At 65.2% G+C, this 21,722-nt stretch carries 23 protein-coding genes; 7 read left to right on the top strand and 16 right to left on the bottom strand.

Annotation, left to right across the window (positions count from 1 at the left end; genetic code table 11):
* The first annotated feature begins 3 nt into the window (after positions 1-3).
* Positions 4-225 (top strand): hypothetical protein, encoded by a 222-nt coding sequence (locus Q0330_RS10580; RefSeq protein ID WP_299478491.1) that lies wholly within the window; start codon positions 4-6, stop codon positions 223-225.
* Between the two features lie 50 nt (positions 226-275).
* Here Q0330_RS10580 and rpsD read toward each other — a convergent pair whose 3' ends face one another.
* Complete coding sequence (rpsD, locus tag Q0330_RS10575; RefSeq protein WP_299478488.1) at positions 276-896, bottom strand: 30S ribosomal protein S4; 621 nt, start codon at positions 894-896, stop codon at positions 276-278.
* A gap of 168 nt (positions 897-1,064) precedes the next feature.
* Between rpsD and Q0330_RS10570 the strand changes: the two genes are divergently transcribed.
* Positions 1,065-1,862, top strand: a complete 798-nt coding sequence (locus tag Q0330_RS10570) for a glycosyl transferase (protein ID WP_299478485.1) — start codon at positions 1,065-1,067, stop codon at positions 1,860-1,862.
* 1 nt (position 1,863) lies between these two features.
* Here the strand turns inward: Q0330_RS10570 and Q0330_RS10565 are convergent, their stop codons facing one another.
* Positions 1,864-2,829 (bottom strand): glycosyltransferase, encoded by a 966-nt coding sequence (locus tag Q0330_RS10565; protein ID WP_299478482.1) that lies wholly within the window; start codon positions 2,827-2,829, stop codon positions 1,864-1,866.
* 143 nt (positions 2,830-2,972) lie between these two features.
* Here Q0330_RS10565 and proS point away from each other — a divergent pair, with 143 nt between their 5' ends.
* Complete coding sequence (proS, locus tag Q0330_RS10560; RefSeq protein ID WP_299478478.1) at positions 2,973-4,325, top strand: proline--tRNA ligase; 1,353 nt, start codon at positions 2,973-2,975, stop codon at positions 4,323-4,325.
* An 87-nt stretch (positions 4,326-4,412) separates the two neighbouring features.
* Here proS and hisG read toward each other — a convergent pair whose 3' ends face one another.
* From hisG to hisS, 3 genes are read right to left on the bottom strand one after another with little or no spacing between them, the layout of a single operon-like run.
* Positions 4,413-5,084, bottom strand: a complete 672-nt coding sequence (hisG, locus tag Q0330_RS10555; protein ID WP_299478475.1) for an ATP phosphoribosyltransferase — start codon at positions 5,082-5,084, stop codon at positions 4,413-4,415.
* Entirely contained in the window at positions 5,078-6,139 is a 1,062-nt protein-coding gene (locus Q0330_RS10550; protein WP_299478471.1) for an ATP phosphoribosyltransferase regulatory subunit, read from the bottom strand. The genes hisG and Q0330_RS10550 overlap by 7 nt, the downstream gene beginning before the upstream one ends.
* Entirely contained in the window at positions 6,133-7,620 is a 1,488-nt protein-coding gene (hisS, locus tag Q0330_RS10545; RefSeq protein ID WP_299478467.1) for a histidine--tRNA ligase, read from the bottom strand. The genes Q0330_RS10550 and hisS overlap by 7 nt, the downstream gene beginning before the upstream one ends.
* A 38-nt stretch (positions 7,621-7,658) precedes the next feature.
* On the opposite strand from hisS, the gene Q0330_RS10540 reads away from it, so the two are divergent.
* Positions 7,659-7,871, top strand: a complete 213-nt coding sequence (locus tag Q0330_RS10540; RefSeq protein ID WP_299478463.1) for a SlyX family protein — start codon at positions 7,659-7,661, stop codon at positions 7,869-7,871.
* 4 nt (positions 7,872-7,875) lie between these two features.
* Here the strand turns inward: Q0330_RS10540 and Q0330_RS10535 are convergent, their stop codons facing one another.
* On the bottom strand, positions 7,876-8,232 hold the full coding sequence (locus Q0330_RS10535; RefSeq protein WP_299478460.1) for an SUF system Fe-S cluster assembly protein: 357 nt from the start codon (positions 8,230-8,232) through the stop codon (positions 7,876-7,878).
* An 84-nt stretch (positions 8,233-8,316) separates the two neighbouring features.
* Between Q0330_RS10535 and arsC the strand changes: the two genes are divergently transcribed.
* The gene (gene arsC, locus Q0330_RS10530; RefSeq protein ID WP_299478457.1) at positions 8,317-8,664 is read left to right on the top strand and encodes an arsenate reductase (glutaredoxin); all 348 of its coding nucleotides are present in this window, start codon (positions 8,317-8,319) and stop codon (positions 8,662-8,664) included.
* Between the two features lie 86 nt (positions 8,665-8,750).
* Here arsC and Q0330_RS10525 read toward each other — a convergent pair whose 3' ends face one another.
* Genes Q0330_RS10525 through Q0330_RS10510 form a run of 4 tightly spaced genes read right to left on the bottom strand, consistent with a single transcriptional unit; the run spans position 8,751 to position 13,255 of the window.
* Entirely contained in the window at positions 8,751-10,085 is a 1,335-nt protein-coding gene (locus Q0330_RS10525; protein ID WP_299478454.1) for a mechanosensitive ion channel family protein, read from the bottom strand.
* Positions 10,082-10,918, bottom strand: coding sequence for a 3-deoxy-8-phosphooctulonate synthase (kdsA, locus tag Q0330_RS10520; protein ID WP_299478451.1), 837 nt, complete (start codon positions 10,916-10,918; stop codon positions 10,082-10,084). The genes Q0330_RS10525 and kdsA overlap by 4 nt, the downstream gene beginning before the upstream one ends.
* Positions 10,915-12,618, bottom strand: a complete 1,704-nt coding sequence (locus tag Q0330_RS10515) for a capsule biosynthesis protein (protein WP_299478448.1) — start codon at positions 12,616-12,618, stop codon at positions 10,915-10,917. Before Q0330_RS10515 ends, kdsA begins: the two co-directional genes overlap by 4 nt.
* On the bottom strand, positions 12,602-13,255 hold the full coding sequence (locus tag Q0330_RS10510; protein WP_299478445.1) for an ATP-binding cassette domain-containing protein: 654 nt from the start codon (positions 13,253-13,255) through the stop codon (positions 12,602-12,604). The genes Q0330_RS10515 and Q0330_RS10510 overlap by 17 nt, the downstream gene beginning before the upstream one ends.
* Positions 13,256-13,439: 184 nt before the next feature.
* On the opposite strand from Q0330_RS10510, the gene Q0330_RS10505 reads away from it, so the two are divergent.
* Both Q0330_RS10505 and Q0330_RS10500 read left to right on the top strand, forming a co-directional pair.
* Positions 13,440-14,039, top strand: a complete 600-nt coding sequence (locus Q0330_RS10505) for a uracil-DNA glycosylase family protein (protein ID WP_299478442.1) — start codon at positions 13,440-13,442, stop codon at positions 14,037-14,039.
* Complete coding sequence (locus tag Q0330_RS10500) at positions 14,026-14,793, top strand: SseB family protein (RefSeq protein WP_299478439.1); 768 nt, start codon at positions 14,026-14,028, stop codon at positions 14,791-14,793. The genes Q0330_RS10505 and Q0330_RS10500 overlap by 14 nt, the downstream gene beginning before the upstream one ends.
* Here the strand turns inward: Q0330_RS10500 and Q0330_RS10495 are convergent.
* From Q0330_RS10495 to mreC, 6 genes are all read right to left on the bottom strand, one after another.
* Positions 14,790-15,716 (bottom strand): glyoxylate/hydroxypyruvate reductase A, encoded by a 927-nt coding sequence (locus Q0330_RS10495; protein ID WP_299478436.1) that lies wholly within the window; start codon positions 15,714-15,716, stop codon positions 14,790-14,792. The two genes, Q0330_RS10500 and Q0330_RS10495, sit on opposite strands and share 4 nt — an antisense overlap.
* Positions 15,717-15,812: 96 nt before the next feature.
* Complete coding sequence (locus tag Q0330_RS10490; RefSeq protein WP_299478432.1) at positions 15,813-16,985, bottom strand: Hint domain-containing protein; 1,173 nt, start codon at positions 16,983-16,985, stop codon at positions 15,813-15,815.
* Positions 16,986-17,185: 200 nt separating this feature from the next.
* The gene (gene rodA / locus Q0330_RS10485; RefSeq protein ID WP_299478429.1) at positions 17,186-18,325 is read right to left on the bottom strand and encodes a rod shape-determining protein RodA; all 1,140 of its coding nucleotides are present in this window, start codon (positions 18,323-18,325) and stop codon (positions 17,186-17,188) included.
* Positions 18,322-20,268, bottom strand: a complete 1,947-nt coding sequence (mrdA, locus tag Q0330_RS10480) for a penicillin-binding protein 2 (RefSeq protein ID WP_299478426.1) — start codon at positions 20,266-20,268, stop codon at positions 18,322-18,324. Before mrdA ends, rodA begins: the two co-directional genes overlap by 4 nt.
* Complete coding sequence (locus Q0330_RS10475; RefSeq protein WP_299478423.1) at positions 20,268-20,798, bottom strand: rod shape-determining protein MreD; 531 nt, start codon at positions 20,796-20,798, stop codon at positions 20,268-20,270. Before Q0330_RS10475 ends, mrdA begins: the two co-directional genes overlap by 1 nt.
* A complete protein-coding gene (mreC, locus tag Q0330_RS10470; RefSeq protein WP_299478420.1) occupies positions 20,795-21,715 on the bottom strand; it encodes a rod shape-determining protein MreC in 921 nt (306 codons plus the stop codon). Before mreC ends, Q0330_RS10475 begins: the two co-directional genes overlap by 4 nt.
* Between the last annotated feature and the right edge of the window lie 7 nt (positions 21,716-21,722).

Genomic DNA, 21,722 nt, shown 5'->3' with positions numbered 1-21,722 from the left:
GTCATGCGCTATCCCGACGGCACTGAAATTCGCCCCGGCGACCGCCTGCTTTGGGCCGGTCGCCGGGGCATTGTCGTGATTTGCCTTGATGACGGCAGTTTCTCACGGGAGTTTTCCCGCGACGATTGGGGGCATCTCGAAGCCGGGGTGCTGATCGATGTCGAGGGCGTGGGTCTTGTCCACGAAGTCGAGGCGTCCGATCTGGAACTGCTCAGCCGGCAATGAAAAAGGGCCGCCCCGAAGGACGGCCCCTGAAATTCCTGACGCGAAAAGGATCAGTTCTTCGCGTAATATTCGACGACCAGGTTCGGCTCCATCACGACGGCATAGGGCACGTCGCCAAGCGCCGGGGTGCGCACGAAGGTCGCGGTCAGCTTGCTGGTGTCGACATCCAGGTAATCCGGCACGTCGCGCTCGGCCAGTTGCACGGCTTCCAGAACGATGGCCAGCTGCTTCGAGCGGTCGCGGACGGCGATCACGTCGCCTTCCTTGACGCGGTAGGAAGCGATGTTCACGCGCTTGCCGTTCACGGTCACATGGCCGTGGTTCACGAACTGGCGGGCGGCGAAGATGGTCGGCACGAACTTCGCGCGATAGACGACGGCGTCCAGACGGCGCTCCAGCAGACCGACCAGGTTTTCACCGGTGTCGCCCTTGACGCGCTCGGCTTCCGCGTAGATGCGGCGGAACTGCTTCTCGGTCAGGTCGCCGTAATAGCCCTTCAGCTTCTGCTTGGCGCGCAGCTGAGTGCCGAAATCCGACAGCTTGTTCTTGCGGCGCTGACCGTGCTGGCCGGGGCCGTATTCGCGGCGGTTGACCGGCGACTTGGCGCGGCCCCAGATGTTTTCGCCCATGCGGCGGTCGATCTTGTACTTGGCAGACGTGCGTTTGGTCACGGCTGATCTCCTTTTGTCAGTTTCAAAAGGGCGTTGTCCTTTGGGTTTCCCCCGACAGGCTTCCCCTTGCGGGGTCCACCAACACCAATGAAGCGGCGCTTATAGCTGGCCGGGGGCGAGAGTCAACAGCACTTGCTGCATTGCCGAAAGAACGGCAGAAAGGCAGGCATGAAACAGATCATCTGCATCAAGTGGGGGGTGAAATACGGCCCCGAATATGTGAACCGCTTCTTCAATATGGTGGCGCGCAATATCACGCCGCCTTTCCGGGTCATCTGTTTCACCGATGACGGGACCGGCCTGAACCCCGATATCGTCGTGCGGCCGCTGCCGGAACCCGATTTCGTCATGCCGAAGAACACGCCGGGCAAATGGCCGAAATCGCAGCTTTGGGGGGATCTGGGCGATATCACCGGCACGGTGCTGTTCATGGATCTGGACATCATCATCACCGGTAATATCGACGGTTTCTTCGACTATGGCGATCCCTCGGATACGATCACCGCGAAGAACCCGAACACGCCTTTCGAGCGCATGGCCCAGACCTCGATCTACCGGATGCAGGTGGGCAAGCTGAAGCCGATGCAGGAAGTCTTTCGCGCCGATCCGCAGGGCGCGGCGGACAAGTACCGCTACGAGCAGCGCTTCGTCACCCATAACGCGCCCGGCGGGGTGAAATTCTGGCCGAAGGGCTGGGTCAGCCATTTCCGGCTGAACTGCATCCCGCCCTTCCCGCTGAACTATATCCGCCCGCCGAGGATCCCCAAGGGCACCAAGGTGGTGATCTTCGCCGGCCACCTGAACCCCGACGATGCGGTTCTGGGGCAATGGTCGAAATCCGACCCGGTGCGCACGCCCGGCGATCACCTGAAAGCGACCTTCGACGGGCGGCGGCGCGAGAGCCTGTCGAAGCATCTGCGCCATTTCTACCTGCCGGCGACATGGATCGCCGACAAGTGGCGCTGATTCAGGGGTTCAGCAGCGTATATTCATCCGGGAAACGACCCAGATAATCCAGCATCGGCCCGGCTGCCATCCATTGCTTGGCAAGGCTCTTGCGCAAGTCCCCCCGCGCCGGCCAGTGGCGGCGGTCGAGGGCCGCAGCCCTCGGGGCCTCGGGGAAATGGGCGGGCAGGATGCGGGCGTAACCCTCGCGCAGGCGCAGGGGGACGCGGGTCTCGGCGCTGTCCAGCCAGGGTTTGTGCGGACCGATGAAATGGACGAGGCACGGGTCCGCCATCGATATCAGATGCGCCGAGGACCAGGTGAACTGCCAGTTCCACAAGGGGCTGATCTCGGCCCAGTCGCCATAGAGCATCCCGTTCATCAGCGCCTGATCGCGGCCCAGCCCCGCCAGATGATCGCGGGCGAAGGCCTGCGCCTTCTCGGACCAGCCGGCTTCGGCCCAGCTTTCGGTGTCGATCATCACCACGCCGGCGTTGAAATAGGGGGCGGCAGGGCGGCCAAGCTGCTTGAATTCGCGCACCAGTTTCCTCGGGCTGCGCCATTGCCGGTTGTCGCGCACCGCCGCGACGGCATGGCCCAGCATCCCGGCGCTAAGCAGCCGCCCCGGATCGCCGCGCTCAAACACCACATCGCTGTCGAGCACCAGGATCCGGCGATAGACCCCGCGCAGGGCGCTGGCGAAGAATAGTTCCATATAGGTGGCGATGGAGCGGCGCGCATCGGTGGGCAGCGCATCAAGGATCGCCGTATCCACCGCCGCGACATGACCGATCCCGGCTTCTCGCAGCACAGCGGGCAGGGACAAGGCTTCGGGGCCGCCTATCAGCACATCGTAATCGCGCCCCGCCCGCGCCAGTTGCAGCGCGGCCACGGCGGCATAGGGCAGGTAATTGGCGTCGCAGGCGACGATCACCGCGACATCGTGTTGCGGCGTGAAGCCCTCTGAGAATTGCGCTTGGTCGGTCATGGATGCCCTCGCGGCCAGTGCTGCTCGTGGCGGCCAGCGTAATGCGGACGCGTCGCCTTGGTAAGAGCAACCGCCGCGCCGTTCTTGCCCCGCCGAAGCCTTTCGGATAACCGAGGCAAAACCCTGCTGATAAAGGTCCGCATATGCGTCTGTCGCGTTATTTCCTGCCCGTTCTCAAGGAAACCCCGTCCGAGGCGCAGATCGCCAGCCACCGGCTGATGCTGCGCGCCGGGATGATAAAGCAGCAGGCGGCGGGGATCTATTCCTGGCTGCCGCTGGGATACAAGGTCCTGAAGCGGATCGAGCAGATCGTGCATGAGGAACAGCAGCGCGCCGGACATATCCCGCTGCTGATGCCGACGCTGCAATCGGCGGATCTGTGGCGCGAAAGCGGCCGCTACGACGATTACGGCGAAGAAATGCTGCGCATCACCGACCGCCACAAGCGTGATCTCCTCTATGGTCCCACGAACGAGGAGATGATCACCGACATCTTCCGGTCCCATGTGAACAGCTACAAGGACCTGCCGCTGACGCTCTATCACATCCAGTGGAAATTCCGCGACGAGATCCGCCCGCGCTTCGGCGTCATGCGCGGCCGCGAATTCCTGATGAAGGATGGCTATAATTTCGACCTGACCAAGGAAGACGCGCTGCACGCCTATAACCGGCATCTTGTGACCTATCTGCGCACCTATGAGCGTATGGGATTGCAGGCGATCCCGATGCGTGCCGATTCCGGGCCGATCGGGGGCGAGAACACGCATGAATTCCTGGTCCTCGCCGAGACCGGCGAGTCGGAAGTCTTCTATGACAGCGAGATCACCGACCTGACCTTTGGCGACCGGCAGATCGACTATGACAGCGTCGAACAGTGTCAGGCCGTGCTGGAGGAATTCACCAGCCGCTATGCCCGCACCGACGAGACCCATGACGAGGCCGTTTTCGCCCAGGTCCCCGAAACCCGCCGTCGCACCGCGCGCGGCATCGAGGTCGGCCAGATCTTCTATTTCGGCACCAAATATTCCGAGCCGATGGGCGCCACCGTCGTCGGCCCCGACGGCGCCCGCACGCCCGTCCACATGGGCAGCCACGGCATCGGCGTCTCGCGTCTGGCCGGCGCCATCATCGAGGCGAACCACGACGACAAGGGCATCATCTGGCCCGAGGGCGTGACCCCCTTCCATGTCGGCATCGTCAACCTGAAACAGGGCGATGCATCGGTCGATTCGGCCTGCGAGGCGCTTTATCGCGAGCTATCGGCCAAGGGCTTCGACGTGCTCTATGACGACCGCGATGAACGCGCCGGTGCGAAATTCGCCACCATGGACCTGATCGGCCTGCCCTGGCGGATCACCGTCGGGCCGCGCGGGCTGCAGAACAACAAGGTCGAGCTGACCTCGCGCCGTTCGGGCCTGTCCGAGGAGATGTCACCGGCGGATGCGATGGCGCGGCTGGAGAAGATCTATCAGCCGGTGTTTGCTGCGGCGAAGTAAGGACCGGGGCGCTGCCCGTCGCCGGCCGGTTCTCGAACCGGTGGCGCACCGACCGGCGACCCCGAGGTATTTGGGCACCAAAGACGGTCAGAGGCCGAGTTGAGTGGCGAAGGCTTTGATGGCCTTCGCATCGGTCTTTTGCGAAGCAAACAGTGTCGCCTGGCTGGCATGGATCAGCGCGTCGGGCAGGATTTTCAGGTGGTTGGCGCGCAGCGTCTCTCCGCTGCTGGTGATATCGGCAATCGCCTCGGCGGTCAGGTTGGCGACCGTGCCTTCGGTCGCGCCCTGACTGTCGACAAGCTGGTAATCGGCGACCTCGTGTTCGGACAGGAAGGCCCTGACCAGGCGGTGATATTTCGTGGCGATGCGCAGCCGGAAGCCGTGGGTGCCGCGGAACTGGCGGGCGATGGCGGCGAAATCGTCGAGGCTTTCGCAATCGCGCCAGCAGGCCGGGACCGCCAGCACCAGATCGGCATGGCCAAACCCCATCTGCGCCACCTCGCGCACGTCCGAGCGCCAGCCGGCAAGCTTTTCGCGCACCAGGTCTGATCCGGTGACGCCAAGGTCGATCCGGCCCGAGGCAAGCTCTCGGGGGATTTCGCTGGCCGACAGCAGCACCAGCGACAGGTCCGCGCCCTCGACCCGGCCGGCATATTCGCGGTCCGATCCGGCGCGCGACAGGGCGATGCCGCGATCCGCGAACCAGCGGAACGTATCCTCCATCAGCCGCCCCTTGGACGGCACGCCGAGCTTCAGCATGAGGCCTCCAGTTCCGCGATCAGGCCGGGACGGATGATGCCGCCGACGGCGGGGATGGCGCGCCCGGCGCCAAGCTGCGCGGTCAGCGCGTCATAGCGCCCGCCCGAGGCGACCGGCGGCCAGTCGGGGTGCGGCGCGGTGAAGGTGAAGGTCATGCCGTCGTAATATTCCATTGTCTCGCGGCCATGACTGGCGGCGAAGCGGATGGCGACGGGATCGGTGCCGCGCGCGGCCAACTGGTCGAGGCGGGTGGCGAGGCGGTCCACGGCTTCCACAATGGCGGGGATTTCGCTGGCCAATTCGCGCAGTTGCGCCAGCGCCTGCGGGGCGGGCGCGTCCACGGCGAAGAGCCGGGTCAGACGGTTCGCCCAGACGGCGGGCAGGGGGGGCTCGTCCGGTTCCATCGACAGGGTGGCGATGCGCGCCTCCATCTCCGATCCGGTGCGCAAGCCGGTCCAGGGCGCGGCGCTGTCGGGCAGGGCGCGCGGGCTTGCCGGGGCCGAGAAGCGGGCGAGCAGGCGCGAGAAGCGGATCGGGCGCCAGATATGGTGCAGCAGTGCGGCCCGGCGCGCCTCCGAGACCGGCAGCGCGCGCACTGCGTCCAGAAGGATATCCATGTCGCCCATGGTCGCGCTGAGGCCATAGGGGGTCAGCAGCCGGTGGAAGAGCGCGAAGACCTCGGCATCGGCGCCCGCGTCGCGGGCGAAGACCTCGAATCCCGCCTGCAGATATTCGTTGTCGCGCGGGTGCTCGGGGCGGGTCTCGCCATGGTCCTGCTTGCGGAACACCTCGCCCAGATAGCAATAGCGTGCCGGTTCGGCGCCGGTTTCCATATGGGCGCGCACGACCGGGACGGTGAAATCGGGGCGCAACACGACTTCGCCCCGGACCGGGTCGGCGGTCACATAGGCGCGGGCGCGGATGTCTTCGCCGTAAAGGTCCAGCAGGGTGGCGGCGTCCAGCAGGATGTCGGGCGCGACCTCGACCGCGCCGGCATCGCGGAAGGCGGCCAGAAAGCGTTGGCCGATGGCCTGCTTGGCGGATTTGGTTACCATCGGGCCAGCATCTCGCGGATGGCGGCGACCAGCTGGTCGCGCGGCACCTCGGTCTGGGCGGGCTGGGATTTCCACTCCTCGTGGCTGACCTCGGATGCCAGCTTTGCGCCGAGGATCAGGTCCTTCAACTGCACCACGCCGCGTTCGGCCTCGTCCCCGCCCTGGATCACGGCGATGGGCGCGGCGCGTTTGTCGGCGTATTTCAACTGGTTGCCGAAATTCTTCGGATTGCCCAGATAGACCTCGGCGCGGATGCCGGCGGCGCGCAATTCGGCGGCCATGGCGTGATAAGCGGCCATGCGGTCGCGGTCCATCACCGTCACTACGACCGGGCCGCGCGCGTCGCCCCCGGCCAGCCCCTTGGCGCGGAGCGCGGCCAGCAGCCGGTCGACCCCGATGGAGACGCCCGTCGCCGGCACCTTCTGGCCGGTGAAGCGTTCGACCAGCCCGTCATAGCGCCCGCCGCCTGCGACGCTGCCGAACTGGCGCTTGCGGCCCTTTTCGTCGAGGATTTCGAAGGTCAGTTCGGCCTCGAAAACCGGGCCGGTGTAATAGCCGAGGCCGCGCACGATGGAGGGGTCGATGATCGCCCGATCCTCGCCCACACCAAGCCCCGCCAGCAGCGCCGCGATCTGGGCCAGTTCGTCGACGCCCTCCGCGCCGATGGCGGAAGCGCCCACGGCGGCGCGCAGATTGGCCAGCGTGGCCGCGTTATCCGCGCCTTTCGAGGTCAGGAAGGCCAGCACCGGCCGGGCCTGCGCATCGGTCAGCCCGACGCCCTCGATCTCGGCGCCGCTGTCGTCCTTGCGACCCACGGTCAGAAGCTGACGCACCCCGGCCTCGCCGACCTTGTCGAACTTGTCGATCTGGCGCAGCACGTCATCGGCCTTGTCGGCGCCGACCTCGGCGGCTTCCAGCACACCGTTCAGCACCTTGCGATTGTTGATCCGCACAAGGTAATCGCCGCGCGCGATGCCCACCGCTTCCAGTGCGTCGGCCAGCATGGCGCAGATCTCGGCATCCGCCGCGACCGAGGCGCTGCCCACCGTATCGGCATCGCATTGATAGAACTGCCGGAACCGCCCCGGCCCGGGCTTTTCATTGCGCCAGACCGGCCCCATCGCATAGCGGCGATAGGGCGCGGGCAGATCGTTGCGATATTGCGCGGCAACGCGGGCCAAGGGCGCGGTCAGGTCATAGCGCAGCGCCATCCAGTCGCCGCGCCCGCCGCCGGGCACGTCTTCCTCCTGCCAGGCGAAGACGCCGGCATTGGGGCGGTCCACATCGGGCAGGAACTTCCCAAGCGCCTCGACGGTTTCCACGGCCGAAGTTTCCAGCGGATCGAACCCGTGCAGATGGTAGATTTCGGCGATCCGGTCCAGCATCTGCTTGCGTTCGGTCACCTCGGCGCCGAAATAGTCGCGAAAGCCCTTTGGCGTCTCGGCCTTCGGGCGGGGATTTTTCTTCTTGTCCTGCGGCATGGAACCTGTCTCCAGTCTCGCCACGGGGCTTAGCGGAGATGGACGGAATGGACAAGTTGCAGCGGCTGGAAGAAGGCATCGCCCACCTGACCCGCACGGTCGAGGACCTGTCGGACGTGGTTGCCCGACAGGAACACGAGATCGTCCGGCTGAAATCGCGGGTGGGAATGCTACTGGAACGCGAGGCCGAGCGCGAGGCGGCGGATGGCAGCTCGATCCCGCTGGCCGATCAGAAGCCGCCGCACTGGTAGGGCGTCAGATGAAGCCCAGTTCCAGCCGGGCTTCGTCGGACATCATGTCCATGCCCCATTGCGGCTGGAAGGTCATCTCGACATCGACCTCGCGCACGCCGGGCACGGATTCGACGGCATCGGCGACCCAGCCCGGCATCTCGCCCGCGACCGGGCAGCCGGGCGCGGTCAGGGTCATGACGACCTTCACCAGGGCTTCGGCGCTGATGTCGATGGTATAGACCAGCCCGAGATCGTAGATATTCACCGGGATTTCGGGGTCATAGACGCTGCGGCAGGCCTCGACGACCTGCTCGTAAAGCGGATGTTCCGTGGTCGAGGGCCGGATCAGCGGCTCGCCTTCCGTGAGATTGTCGTCCATGCGCGTTTTCCCGTAATGCTGTTGGATATATAGGGCAGAAGCAGTGCCGCTTCCAGCCCGCAGGGTGCCGCAGGAAGGAAAGTCATGACCGTCACCATCTATCATCTGCCCCGCTGCTCGACCTCGCGCAATGTGCTGGCTGAAATCCGGGCGCGCGGAATCGAACCTGAGGTGGTCGAATATGTGAAGACCCCGCCCTCGCGCGAGGTGCTGCGCCGGTTGGCGAAGGACAGCGGCTTGGGTGTTCGCGGGCTGCTGCGAGAGAAGAATACGCCCTATGCCGAGTTGGGCCTTGGCGATCCCGCGCTGAGCGACGATCGGCTTCTGGACGCGATCGAGGCGCATCCGATTCTGCTGAACCGGCCCATTGTCGCCGGCCCCAGGGGCACGAGGCTGGTGCGGCCGATGGCGCTGCTGGATGAGGTGATCTGACACGGCAGGGAAGGGGGCAGCATCGCCGGCATTTGCACCGTGTACCACAGATTTTGGTCGCGCTGCCGCCGGTCGCGGGGCCGGCCCTATTCCTGCGGGGCGTGTTCGGACAGAAGGTTGCGCTCGCCTTCCTGCTTTCCGGCCTCGACCATGCGCTCGAACGCCGCATCGGGGGCGATGTCGGGGGTCGTGTCCTCGTCGATCACGGGTTCCGCTGCCGCCGGCGACAGCGGCGGCTGCGATGCCTCGGCAGGCGGTTCTTCCAGCCGGACCCGATAGGTCGGCTCTGGCGGGCCATAACCCGCAGCTTCCAGCGTGTCCCTGACGGCGCGGATCGCCTCTCCTCTGGCCTTGTTGAACTCGGCCCCCTGCTGAGTGACCCAGCCGGTGAAGCGCATGACGATGCCGGATTTTCCGATCTCGTCGATCCAGACGGCGGGTTCCGGGGCGGGCAGGACGAAATCCAGCGCCTGCAGGGTCTTCAGGCCCAGATCGCGCACCGCCGCCAGGTCGGTGCCGCCCGCGACTGAGAGATCGAAGGTGAAGCGCCGTTGCGGGTGGCGGGTGTAATTGGTGATGACCGCCTTGAAGACCATGGCATTGGGAATGCGGATGTCGTTGCCATCCAGCGACAGAAGCGTTGTCGCCCGGCTGTTGAGACGGATCACGCGACCCATGATGCCGTCGATCTCGATCAGGTCATTGGGCCGGAAGGGCTGGCGCAGCGACAGCATGACCGAGGCGATGAAGTTCTCCACCGTGTCGCGCACCGCGAAGCCGAGCGCGATGCCGATGATCCCGGCCGCGCCCAGGAATGTGCCCAGAAGCGCCGTCGCGCCAAGGATATCGAGCGCCACCACCACGGCGGCGACACAGAAGCCCAGCCGGATCGCGGTGCGCAGAATCTCGGCGATGAAAGGGTTGGCGGCGATCCGGTCCCAGGGCCGGCGCATCCGGGCGATGCGGTTACCGATCCAGCCGATCAGCAGCGCCGTCAGCAGGGCCACGCCAAGCAGCGGCAGAAACCCCACCATCTGCGCCATCCGGTCGCGGAAACGCTGCGCGACCGGGGTCAGCCGGGCGCCGAGATCGGTGGTTTCATGAACCTGATTCTCGATCTCGACCACGCCGTCGACGCGGGCGACCAGCCGGTCCAGCCGTTCCTGCGCAGCGCCGTCCAGCACCGTGCCGCCAAGCGTGACGATGCCGGCATCGACGTCGACCGTGACATCGGCAAAGCCGTCCAGACCCGACAGGATCGTCTCGATCCGGTCGCTGATCGCCGCATCGGTCCGGGCGTCGGGGGTGACGGCGATGGTGCCCTCGGGCTGGCTGGCCAGGTCCTGCGCCCAAAGGGGCGGCGACAGGGCCAGAAGCACTGCCGCCAAGGCCGCCGCGCGGATGGCGGCACCTGCCCTCACGAAGGCATGACCGGGTCGGATTTCGCCAGCGCGTCGAAGCGCATCAGGCTGGCGACAAGCGCCGGCATCTGGTCGAGATAGATCATGTTCGGCCCGTCCGAGGGCGAGTTGTCTGGGTCCTGATGCGTCTCGATGAAGACCCCGGCCACGCCGAGCGAGACCGCCGCGCGGGCCATGACCGGCGCGAATTCGCGCTGCCCGCCCGAGGAGCCGCCCTGACCGCCGGGCTGCTGCACCGAATGGGTGGCATCCATGATCACCGGATAGCCAGTGCGGGCCATGATCGGCAGCGAACGGAAATCGGTGACCAGCGTGTTATAGCCGAAGCTGGCGCCACGCTCGGTCAGTAGGATCTTGTCATTGCCGGTCGAGGCGACCTTGTCGGCGACATTGGGCATGTCCCAGGGGGCCAGGAACTGGCCCTTCTTGATATTCACCACCGCCCCGGTTTCGCCGGCGGCCAGCAGCAGGTCGGTCTGGCGCGACAGGAAGGCCGGGATCTGGATCACGTCGACCACGGCACCGGCAATGCGGGCCTGTTCGATATCGTGGATATCGGTCAGGACCGGGCAGCCGATCTGGCGCCGTACCTCCTCCAGCACGCGCAGCCCGTCATCCATGCCGATGCCGCGCCGACCCTTGAGCGAGGTCCGGTTCGCCTTGTCGTAGCTGGCCTTGAAGACATAGCCCGCCCCGGCATCGGCGCAGGCTTTCGCCATCACCTCGGCGATCATCAGGGCATGATCCAGCGATTCCAACTGGCACGGGCCGGCGATGACCGTCAGCGGCTGGTCATTGCCGCAGGTGATATTGCCGATCTGAACCTGCTTCATGTCGATACCTGCTCTCTCAGGATGGATGCGGTCAGCGACAGCATCAGATAAATCCCGGCAAAAATAAGGAAGGCCACGATCGTATTCGAAAGTGACTTCGGATAGGTCGCATTGCTGGGCGCGACCGGCGCCACCGAGAGCGACAGATAGCGGACCTGCTTGTTCGCCTCGATCCGCGAAACCTCCAGTTGTTCGGCAGCCGCGGCCAGCAATTGTTGCCGGGTCTCCAGATCCGCCTCGGCAATGCGCAGCCGGCCGCTGATCTGGGCCAGCGAACCGTTTGTCCCGTTATTCTCGGTCAGTTTCGCGCGGCTCTGTGCGATCAGCTCCTCAAGGCGCTGAATATCGCCTTCGACACCTTGCACCCTGCTTTCGTTCGGGCGCAGGTTGGATTGCAATTGCGCCAGTTCCAACTGCTTCTTTGTCAACTCGGATTGCAATTGTCCGATCTGTGACATCACCAGCGTACTTTCTGAAGCCGCATCCAGAACACCCAGTTGTTCTTGCAGGCTTTGCACCGCAGTCTGTGCGTCGCGGACACGGGCTTCGGCTGCTTCGTAGTTCTTTTGCGATCCTGCCATCTGGTCCGAGCGCACACGCGAGGTCAGGTCGTCGACCTTGCCTTCGGCATAGCGAATGAGAGCGAGCGCGAATTCCTCGCTCAACACGGGATCGGGGGCGATGACGGTCAGGTCGAGCACGCCTTCGGTCGGGTCATATCCGACCTTGATCATGTCGGAATAGGTCTTGAAGGCGTCGTCATCGGTCGCATCGGGCGGCAGGCGCAGCAGCGGGTCGAGCGAGGGGTCCTGGAAGGCGGTCTTGAAGCCGGCTTCCTCGTCCAGGCGCAACATCGCGTTCTTCGATGTCAGATAGCTTTGCACGGCGACAGAATCCGGGTTCAGCTGCAAGCCGCTGAGGATGGAGTTCCCGGAGGCCGTGATGGCCGAATCGGCCTGCTGGATCAGGAATTGAGACTTGGTTTCGTAAAGCGGCGTGGCCACTGTGAAGTAATACCAACCGGCAATCACGGTCGGAAGGACGACCATCAGCAGCAGGCGCACGGTCAACCAGAACTGTCGGATGCGCCTGCGCCGCGCGATGTCGCGTTGGATGCGATAGATCTCGGCCGCGCGCTTTTCTTCTGTCAACGCCTCTCGCGACGGCAGGTCCGGTCGACCGGCCGGGACTTTCACCGGGCTGATCTGGCCCAGTTGTTGCCGGCTGCCTGGCGGAGAGGGCTCTCGCCGCAGCGCCAGCTGATTGCCTGATTCCGAGGCCGGCTCAACGCGATCCTGTTCTGCGGCCGCAGCCGTGGCGGCGCCGGTCTGGGCAACGATCTGGCTGAGCGAGGAGCGATGGAAGGGGTCGATATTCCTCGCCCGCAGCACCACGACGGCCTCTTCATCGCTGTCGACGTCGATACCGTGCATGGCCGCGATCCGCCGCGCGAGGCGCAATTGCCTGCCAGTCAGCCCCTCGGCTTTCACGGCGGCAAGCTGAGCTTCCATGCCCTGGGCCGCTGCGTCAGGCACGGTTTCGGCGTCCTGTGCCGCATTGGCGATGATCGGCTGGGTCAGCACGATTCGTTCGGCCGCGCCCGTCGCCCTGGCCGCTTGGCCCCCGGTGTCGCGCTCCACGCCAAGCACCGATTCGCTTCGCTTCTGGCGGTAGATCCGAACCCTAGGCGGTGTAGTCATAATATTGCTTCGCCTCGTCCAGCGTTTCGAAAATGTAAAGGCGACCGTCGCGAAGGACCGCCGCCTGTCGGCAGAATTTTTCCAGAATTTCAGCCTGGTGCGACACGATCACCACCGTGGAATTCACCAATCTCTCGTTGAGGACCTGGCCGGCCTTGCGGTTGAATTCCACATCGGTTGCGGTCGGCATGCCTTCGTCGATCAGGTAGATGTCGAATTCCAGCGACAGCAACAATGAGAACACGAAGCGCTGCCGCATCCCCGACGAATACATCCCGACCGGCATGTCGAAATATTCGTCGATATCGGTCAGCCAGCGGGTGAAGGCCGAGACGTAATCCGGGTCCAGCCCGTAGATCCGGGCGATGAAGCGCGCATTCTCGTTCGCGCTCAGTCGGCTGACCACGCCGCCCATGAACCCCAGTGGAAACGAAACCCGGCATTCGCGGCGGATTATGCCTTCGTCGGGCTTTTCCAACCCGCACATCATGTTGATGATGGTGGTCTTGCCGGTGCCGTTAGGTGCCAGAATTCCCAATGAGTGGCCAAGCTCAACCCGGAAAGATGCCTGATCGAGGATCACCTTGCGCTGCGTTCCTGTCCAGAACGACTTGGAGACATTGTCGAATTCCAGCATCATCGATACCCTGGAAGCGGCACCCGGCCGGATCGTAACGCGCAGTCCGCCTTGGTCAGGGCGGACACTCTTGCCAGCAAATTATGCCTTCCGCCCCGCGAAGTCCACCAATCCCTTAGTTCGTGGTTTATCAAAGATTTACGCTTCTCTTCACATCGGGCTGTGCCATGGTTAATTTGACCCCATGCCGAAACCCCAAGCTTTGAGTGCCGAAATCGCCGCCTGCCGGCTTTGCGCGGGTCGCTTCGCGGCGACGGCCACGGCGCATGGGCCGCGTCCGGTGGTCTGGTTCAGGCCCTCGGCCCGTATCCTGATCGTGGGTCAGGCCCCCGGCGCGCGGGTTCACGACAGCGGCAAACCCTTCGACGATGCCTCGGGGCAGCGGCTGCGCGAGTGGATGGGGATCACGCCCGAGGCATTCTATGACCGTGACCGCATCGCCATCGTGCCGATGGCTTTCTGCTTTCCCGGCTATGACGCCAAGGGTTCCGACCTGCCGCCGCCGCCGATCTGTGCCGCAACCTGGCGCGAGCGGGTAATGGAACTGCTGCAACCCCGGCTGACGCTGCTGATCGGCGGCCATGCGCAGCGCTGGCATCTCGGCACCCGCGCGCCGGTCAGCCGGGTGGTCGAGGGCTGGCGCGACCATCTGCCCGGCGTCTTTCCCTTGCCACATCCGTCCTGGCGCAATACCGCATGGCTGAAACGCAATGACTGGTTCGCAAGGGACCTGCTGCCGGCCTTGCGTGCCCGCGTCCATGAGGTGCTGAATGACCCCGCTTGACCGCCTTTGCCCGGCACCCTTCCACGACCTGCCCGATGCCGCGCGCGCGCGGGTCCTGAACCGTCTTGCCGATACCGAGCTTTTCGTGGCGCTCGAAGGCGATCCGGTGGGCGACCGCGCCAAGCTGCGGCTGTTCGATCTGCCCGCAGGCCGGCTGGCCATTGCCGCCGATGACGAGGCCCGGCTGGCCGGTTTCTTCGACGCCCCCACAGGGCACCTCGCCATGCCGGGCCGGGCGCTGGCGGCGATGCTGGCGCCTGAGGGCGTGACGCTGATGGTCAATCCCGGCGCGCCGTCCGAGATGCTTCTGGATGCCGCGACACTCGGTTGGCTGTCCGAGGCCTTGTCACAGGCCCCGGCCGAGGAAAAGGCCGGCGTCGCCCGGCTTTCGGCGCCCTCGCCCGAGATGGTCGCGGCCCTGGCCGAGCCGCTGGCGGCGCGGCTCTCGGACATGGCCGGTCTGGCTGAGGCTGCCGGGCTGGCCGCAGCGGAATGGCCGGATGGGTCAGCGGGGCATCTGCTGGTCCTCGTCGGCGTGGCCGAGGCGCAACGACCGCTTATCGCCAAGGCGCTTGCGGAACTGCTGGCCTTCCTGCCACCGCTGCCCGCGCCTTGCGATGTCGCCTTCGATCTGCCGTTGCCCGATGGCGCGCTGATCCTGCGGCTGGATCGGACGGTGCCGGAACCCGCCCCGGCACCCGCTCCCCGTGCGCCCGGAAGCGATCCCGACAAGCCGCCGATCCTGCGATTCTAGTAACCCTTCGCCCGGTCGACCAGGAAGCGCGGCGCCTCGCCACGCATGACCCGGCGCAGGTTTTCCGCCACCACCTGCGCCGCCGTTCCGACCCGGGTTTCCGAGGCGATATGCGGCGTCACCGTCACCGCCGGATGCGCCCAGAAAGGATGATCGGGGGGCAGGGGCTCGGTTCGGAACACGTCCAGAACCGCGTGGCGGAGATGGCCGTGATCGAGCGCCGCCAGCAGCGCCGCATCCTCGATCAGCGTGCCGCGACCGGGATTGATCAGGGTCGCCCCCTGCGGCAGCAGCGCTAGCCTGCCCGCATTCATCAGGTCGCGCGTCGCTGCGGTGTCGGGCAGCAGCAGGATCAGGATTTCGGCCCGGCGCAGGGCGCGGTCCAGTTCGGGACCGGCGAAGGCTGGGATGCCCTCGGCCCCGCGCCCCGAGGCCGACCATGTGGCGACATCGAAGCCCAGCCCCTTCAGCGCCCGCGCCACCGCCTGACCGAGCGCGCCCGCGCCCAGCACCGTCACCCGACGCTCGCTGGCCAGGGGCGGCACGGTATCGTTGCGCCAGATGCCATCCTGCGCATAGGCGTCCATGCCCAGATGCGCGCGCAGCACCCAGCCGGCGCAATAGTCGATCATCCCCTGTTCCAGCCCCGGATCGACCATGCGCGCCAGCGGCTGGGTCAGGGTCGGGTTGGTGACGATACGCTCGACCCCGGCCCAGAGGCTCTGGACCAGACGGGCATTGCGATAGGGCGATAGGTCTTCGATCTCGCCGCCCGGCGCATAGACGATGGCGTCGAAACTGGCGGGATCGCCCGCGCGCGTCAGCTTCGCCTCGGGGCAGGCGGCACGCAGCGCCGACGACCAGGCGGGCCATAGCTCGTCCCTGGCAGCGAACAGCACTTTCAGCGGCGGGAATTCAGTCATATCCATCGGGGCTTTCGGGTTTGGCAAAGACAAAGGGCGCCCCAGTAAAGGAGCGCCCGGCGCGAAATTGCAATGCCCGAATAGGGGCGGCGACCGTCAGACCCGGCCGATCAACTCGCGCCCCTCACGGACGGTCAGGAACGGCCGTGCACCTTCGGGACGCTCGCCGCGTTCCAGCCGGGCTTCCAGTTCAGGGAACAGAGCCAGCACCTCCTCGCGGTCCGAGGGCGCCAGGCCTTTCAAGGCGCCTGGGCCCAGATAGAGGCTTTCCGCCGGTGTTCCATTGGCGAAGATGACCTCGTGACGGTCAAGCAGGATGTGGAAATATTCCACGTTGCCACCTTCGACGGCCCGGATCATGCGGTCGTCGACCAGTGATTTCGCCGGCACCAGCACTTCGGACTGCCCGTAAAGAATCTCGGCCTTCGGTCCCGAGATCAGCATGCGGTGCTGCGGGGAAACCCACAGTTCACGGTCGTTTTCCAGCGCGCCCTCGCGGATGCGGATCGGCGCCATCGCGCCCGTCGCCGGGACCCGGCGCGAGCCGATCCAGCGGATCTCCTGCAGGCCATGATCGGCCGTCAGCACCTTGTCACCGATAGAGAGATTCTCGACCGGACGCTCGCCCTTGTTGGTGAGAATCCGTGTGCCGCGCACGAAACAGGGCGCGACTTCGAAAGCGGCGATCTCGTTGGCAAAATTGGCGATATCCTGACGCTGGGTCAGGTCGCCGCCGAGCGTACCGGTCGGCACATATTCCGTCAGGAATATCTTGGTAACGTTCTGGCCCGAAGCGTTCAGCGCCAGGACCAGTTCGTCACCCAACACCATAGACTGGTAGGTGTTGCCCGTCCCCGGGTCGGTGCCCGAAATGATCACCCCGACACCCTGGATAATGGTGCCGTCCTCCAGCCGGATATCAATCTTGTAACGGTCGAAATCCGTTACCCTCAGCCAGGGATCGCTGCCATCCAGGGTATTGTCGGAATTGAGGTCCATGCGCACGGCTTCGCCGAGGTCGAGGTTGATGTTGTCCCCGATATAGCCCTCCTGGTACAGAGGATTGGTCGATGTGTTCGTCCAGCTACTATAGGGCTGACCGGTTATGGTTGACGGGTTGCTGACCATGGTCAGCGGCGCCACCTCGGAGTTGTGAACAGAGAGGACCGAACCCACCGCAGCAGTGCCGTTGTAAGTCGATTGTCCCAGATAGAACGATGAACCCGTTAATGTTGAACCAGCCACAACCTTCTCCCATAAGTAAAGCACACGCGATTATGACCCTGTCCGGCGGCTGCGTTTGTTGGGAAGCAACACAGCAAGGACAGAACCGCAGGGCGCACTATCAGAAGAACTGTTACATGGATAGGGAAATATTGTCGCAGGCTTGTTAGCCTGCATTTTATGACTGTTTGATCTATCGATGTGGCAGTTCGGCAATCCGGTCCGTTTCGAGCGATACCAGTCGCTTAGCGTGGACGGTTCACATGCGCCGACTGCACCATGCCGAAGGCCATGAGCAGGATCATCATTGCCGTACCGCCATAGCTGACCAGCGGCAGCGGAACGCCCACCACCGGCAGCAGTCCCATCACCATCGCCATGTTGATGGAAAAGAACAGGAAGAAGGTGCCGGCGATGCCGATGGTTAGAAGGCTGGCGAAACGGTCGCGATTGGTCAGCGCCGAATAAAGGCAGAAGCCGATGATCAGCGCGTAAAGCAGCAGCAGCGAGCCGGCGCCGACGAAGCCGAATTCCTCGGCCAGGGTGGTGAAGATGAAATCGGTATGCTTCTCGGGCAGGAAGTTCAAGCGGGACTGGGTGCCCTCCATGAAGCCGCGCCCGGACCAGCCGCCCGAACCCAGCGCGATCTGCGCCTGGATGATGTTATAGCCCGCGCCCTGCGGGTCCTGGGTCGGGTCGAGGAAGGTGTCGATGCGGCGGAACTGGTAATCGTGCAGCAATTGCCATGTCGTGCCCCGGCTTTCCAGCACCGTCCAGACGACGCCCACGCCCGCCGCGATCACGGCGCCGAAATACCACAGGCTGACCCCGGCTGCGAACATCACGATGCCCCCCCCCATCAGCAGCAGCAGCGAGGTGCCGAGATCCGGCTGTTGCAGCACCAGTGCGGTCGGGATCAGGATCAGCACCACCGGGATCAGCACCCAGAGCGGGCGCGAGACCTTGTTCAGGTCGAGCCAGCCGTAATAGGCCGCCAGCAGCAGGACGAGCGCGATCTTCATCAGCTCGGAGGGTTGCAGCTTGACCGGGCCGAGATCCAGCCAGCGCTGCGCCCCCATGCCGACATGGCCGATCACATCGACCGCCACCAGCAGCAGCACGCAGATCACATAGGCCAGGACCGAAATCCCGCGCCAGAACCAGATCGGCACGAAGCCCAGCCCGAGCATGGCCACCATGCCGATGGCGAAACGCTCCATCTGCGGGCGGGCCCAGGTGTCGATATTGCCGCCGGCGACGGAATAGAGCGTCAGGAAACCGACCGAGGCCACCGCCGCCAGCAGGAAGGCCAGGGGCCAGTTCAGCGCCAGGAACTTGCGAATGCCACGCGGCGGCTCGGCAACCTTGTAGTCGAGATAGCTCATGCGCGTGTGCTTCCCCCGCCCGAGGTGGCGACCGGGGTAATCAGGCGCATATTGCGATGCATCTCCTCGATCTGGCCGCGCTGCCCGTCGGGATAGGCGGTCAATGGCGGCACACCGCCCGCGAGTGCGTAAAGCAGGATGTCGCGGGCGATGGGTGCGGCCACCGCCGAGCCGCCGCCGCCATGTTCGACAATGACCGAGACGGCATATTTCGGCGCGTCAAAGGGGGCGTAGCAGACGAACAGTGCATGGTCGCGGCGGTTCCAGGGCAGCTGATCGTTACGGGTGACGCCACGGGCGCGCTCTGCGGCGGTGATATTGCGCACCTGGCTGGTGCCGGTCTTGCCGGCCATGCGCCATTCCTCGGCCACGATCCGCGATTTCCCCGCCGTCCCGGCGGCCGAGTTTATCACCGCATCCATGCCGCGCCGGGCGACGCGCAGGTTGCGTTCGCTCAGACCGAGATCGGCGAATTCCGGGGTCTCGACCGGAACCCCGTCGATGGCGCGCACGAGGCGCGGCTTGACCTCGCGCCCGGTCGCCACCCGCGCCGTCATCACCGCCAGTTGCAGGGGCGAGGCCAGCACGAAACCCTGCCCGATCGAGGCATTGAGCGAATCGCCGATCACCCAGGGCTGGTCGAAGCGTTCCTGCTTCCACGCCCGGTCGGGGGCGATGCCGGTGGCGACGGCCGACATCGGCAGGTCATGTTCGACCCCGATACCCAGTCGTCGCGCCATCGCCGCGATGCGGTCGATGCCGGTGGCGCGGGCGGTCTCGTAATAGAAGACATCGCAGGATTTCTGCAGGCTCTGCACCGGGTTCACATGGCCGTGGCCGCCCCGGCTCCAGCAATGGAACTTGCGGCCGGCAACCTCCAGCGCGCCATTGCAGAAGAAGGTGCTGCCGTCGTTGATAACGCCCGCCTCAAGCCCGGCCAGCAGCGTGACCATCTTGAAGGTCGAGCCGGGCGGATAGACGCCCTGCACGGTCTTGTCGGCCAGCGGGCGGTGGTCATGTTCGGTCAGCGCCTTGTAATCGGCCGAGGAAATGCCACGCACGAACAGGTTCGGATCGAAGACCGGGTTCGAGGCAATGGCCATGATATCGCCATTGGTCACGTCGATGACCACGGCGGCGGCGGATTCCTCGCCCAGACGTTGCACGGCGTAATTCTGCAACCCCGCATCCAGGGTCATCTGCAAGGTGGCGCCCTGCTGGCCCTCCTGCCGGCTGAGCTCGCGCATCTCGCGGCCTGCGGCATTTACCTCGACCTTGCGGATGCCCGCCTTGCCGCGCAGGATCGGTTCCAGCTTGTTCTCGGCCCCGACCTTGCCGAACTGGAATTCCGGCAGCATCAGCACCGGGTCGGGATCTTCCATCTTCGACAGGTCGTAATCCGAGACCCGACCGACATAGCCCAGCACATGGGCGAAATCGCCCCGGCGCGGATAGACCCGCGACAGAACCGATTCCGGCTGCACGCCGGGCAGCGCCGGTGCGTTCACGGCGATAGAGCTGAACTCGTCCCAACTCAGGTGATCGCCGATGCTGACCGGGGTGCTGGCGCTGCGCTTGGCGATTCCCGCCAGCAACTCGGCGGCCTCCTCGTCCGACATCGGCACCAGCAGGCGCAGCTTGGCCACTACCTCATCGACATTGCCGGCCAATTCGCGGGTGATGGTGGCACGGTAATTCTGTTCATTGCCGGCGATCACCAGACCATTGCGGTCATGGATCAGCCCGCGCACCGGCGGCAGCAGGCGAAACTTGATCGAGTTGCCATCCGAAAGCAGCCGATATTCGTCGGCATGTTCGACCTGCATCGAGCGCAACCGCCAGGCCAGCGTGCCGATCACCGCCGCCTGAATGACGCCCAGCATCACCCCGCGCCGCGAGACGATGCGGGCGCTGTCGATCATGTCCTTGGGCGATTTACGCATCAATTTACCGTCATTTCGAGTTCCGCCGTGCTCAACCGCCTGATGCCGATCACATGCACCGCCAGCACCACCAGCGGATAGGCCGCGACCGTTGCAACCCATTGTAGCACCACAGGGGCAAGCGCGGGAACAGGCAGCAGGAACAGAACCATGATCAGGCGGTTGCTGATCAGCATCAGGCCCATCAGGATGGCGACGCGCAGCCACTCGAACAGAAACGCCTGATCCGCCCAACGCTGCGCACGCGGGCGCAAAAGCTCGGTGGCCATGAGGATGAAGAGGCTCCATAGCCCGAAGGGGCGGCCAAGCAGCAAATCGCCGACGACCGACAGGGCCACGATGACCGCCGCCGGCAGCTGATCGGGGCGGCGCAGCACCCAGGCGAATGTCAGGCACAGGCTCAGGTCCGGCCCGGGTCGGCCGGGCTGGCCGGGATGGAGCGGCATGAGCTGGAAAAACAGGATCATCAGCCCAATGCCGATATAGATCGACATGGCGACAAAGCGGCGGCGCCGACGGGGATCGTTCATGGCGCGCCTGCGTCTGCGGGTCGCGCGGCGGGGGCGCCGGGAAGCACCGGCCCGATCAGCCCCGGCTCGGGCGGCAGGACCAGTGCGCCGCCATCCTGCAGACGCTCAGCCGGGTGACTGCGCAGCACGCGCAGGAATTCCAGCCGCCCGTAATCCGCCGCCATGCGCAGCCGCAGCCGTCCGTCCGAGCCTTGCACCACCTGTCCGACCAGAATATCGGGCGGAAAAATCCCGCCGTCGCCCGAACTGATGACCCGGTCGCCCGGTCGCACATTCTCGGGCCGCTCGATGAATTCGAGCGTCGGCAGCGTCGAGTTGTCGCCGGTCAGCAGCGCGTTCTCGCCCGAAGGCTGGACGGTTACTGGAATCCGGGATGATGGATCGGTCAGCAGGATCACCCGGCTGGTCTGGCCGCCGACGCCGGAAATTCGCCCGACCAGTCCCAGCCCGTCCATGACCGCCCAGCCATCCACCACCCCGTCGCGGCGCCCGACATTCAGCAGAACCGACTGCCGGAACACCGTGCCGCTATCGGTCAGCACCACCCCGGTGATCGAGGTAAGCGTCGGGTCCAGCCGGACATTGTTCTGTGCCAGAAGCTTGGCGTTTTCCTGTTCAAGCTGGACGGCGGCTTCCTTCCAGCGCTCCATCTCGCGCAACTCGCGGCGCAACTCCTGATTCTGTTCGTAGATCCGCGAATAGCTCTGCAGGCTGGAAACCATCCGCGTGACCCGGGTGACCGGGGTCATCGCCCATTCGAAACTGGGCACGAAACGATCCACGAAATCCGAACGCATCGCCTCGGCCCGGGGGCTGTCGATGCGCCAGAACAGGAACATGCTCAGCAGGAACAGGGCCAGCAGCCCGATCAGGATGCGGCGGACCGGGGTGGCAAAATCGTAACCCTTGCGGGCCATCGCGCCG

Origin of the sequence: uncultured Paracoccus sp., assembly GCF_937873615.1 — a bacterium.
Classification (GTDB): domain Bacteria; phylum Pseudomonadota; class Alphaproteobacteria; order Rhodobacterales; family Rhodobacteraceae; genus Paracoccus.
Note: the sequence above shows the minus strand (reverse complement) of the source record. Positions and strands in the feature narration are given on the sequence as shown.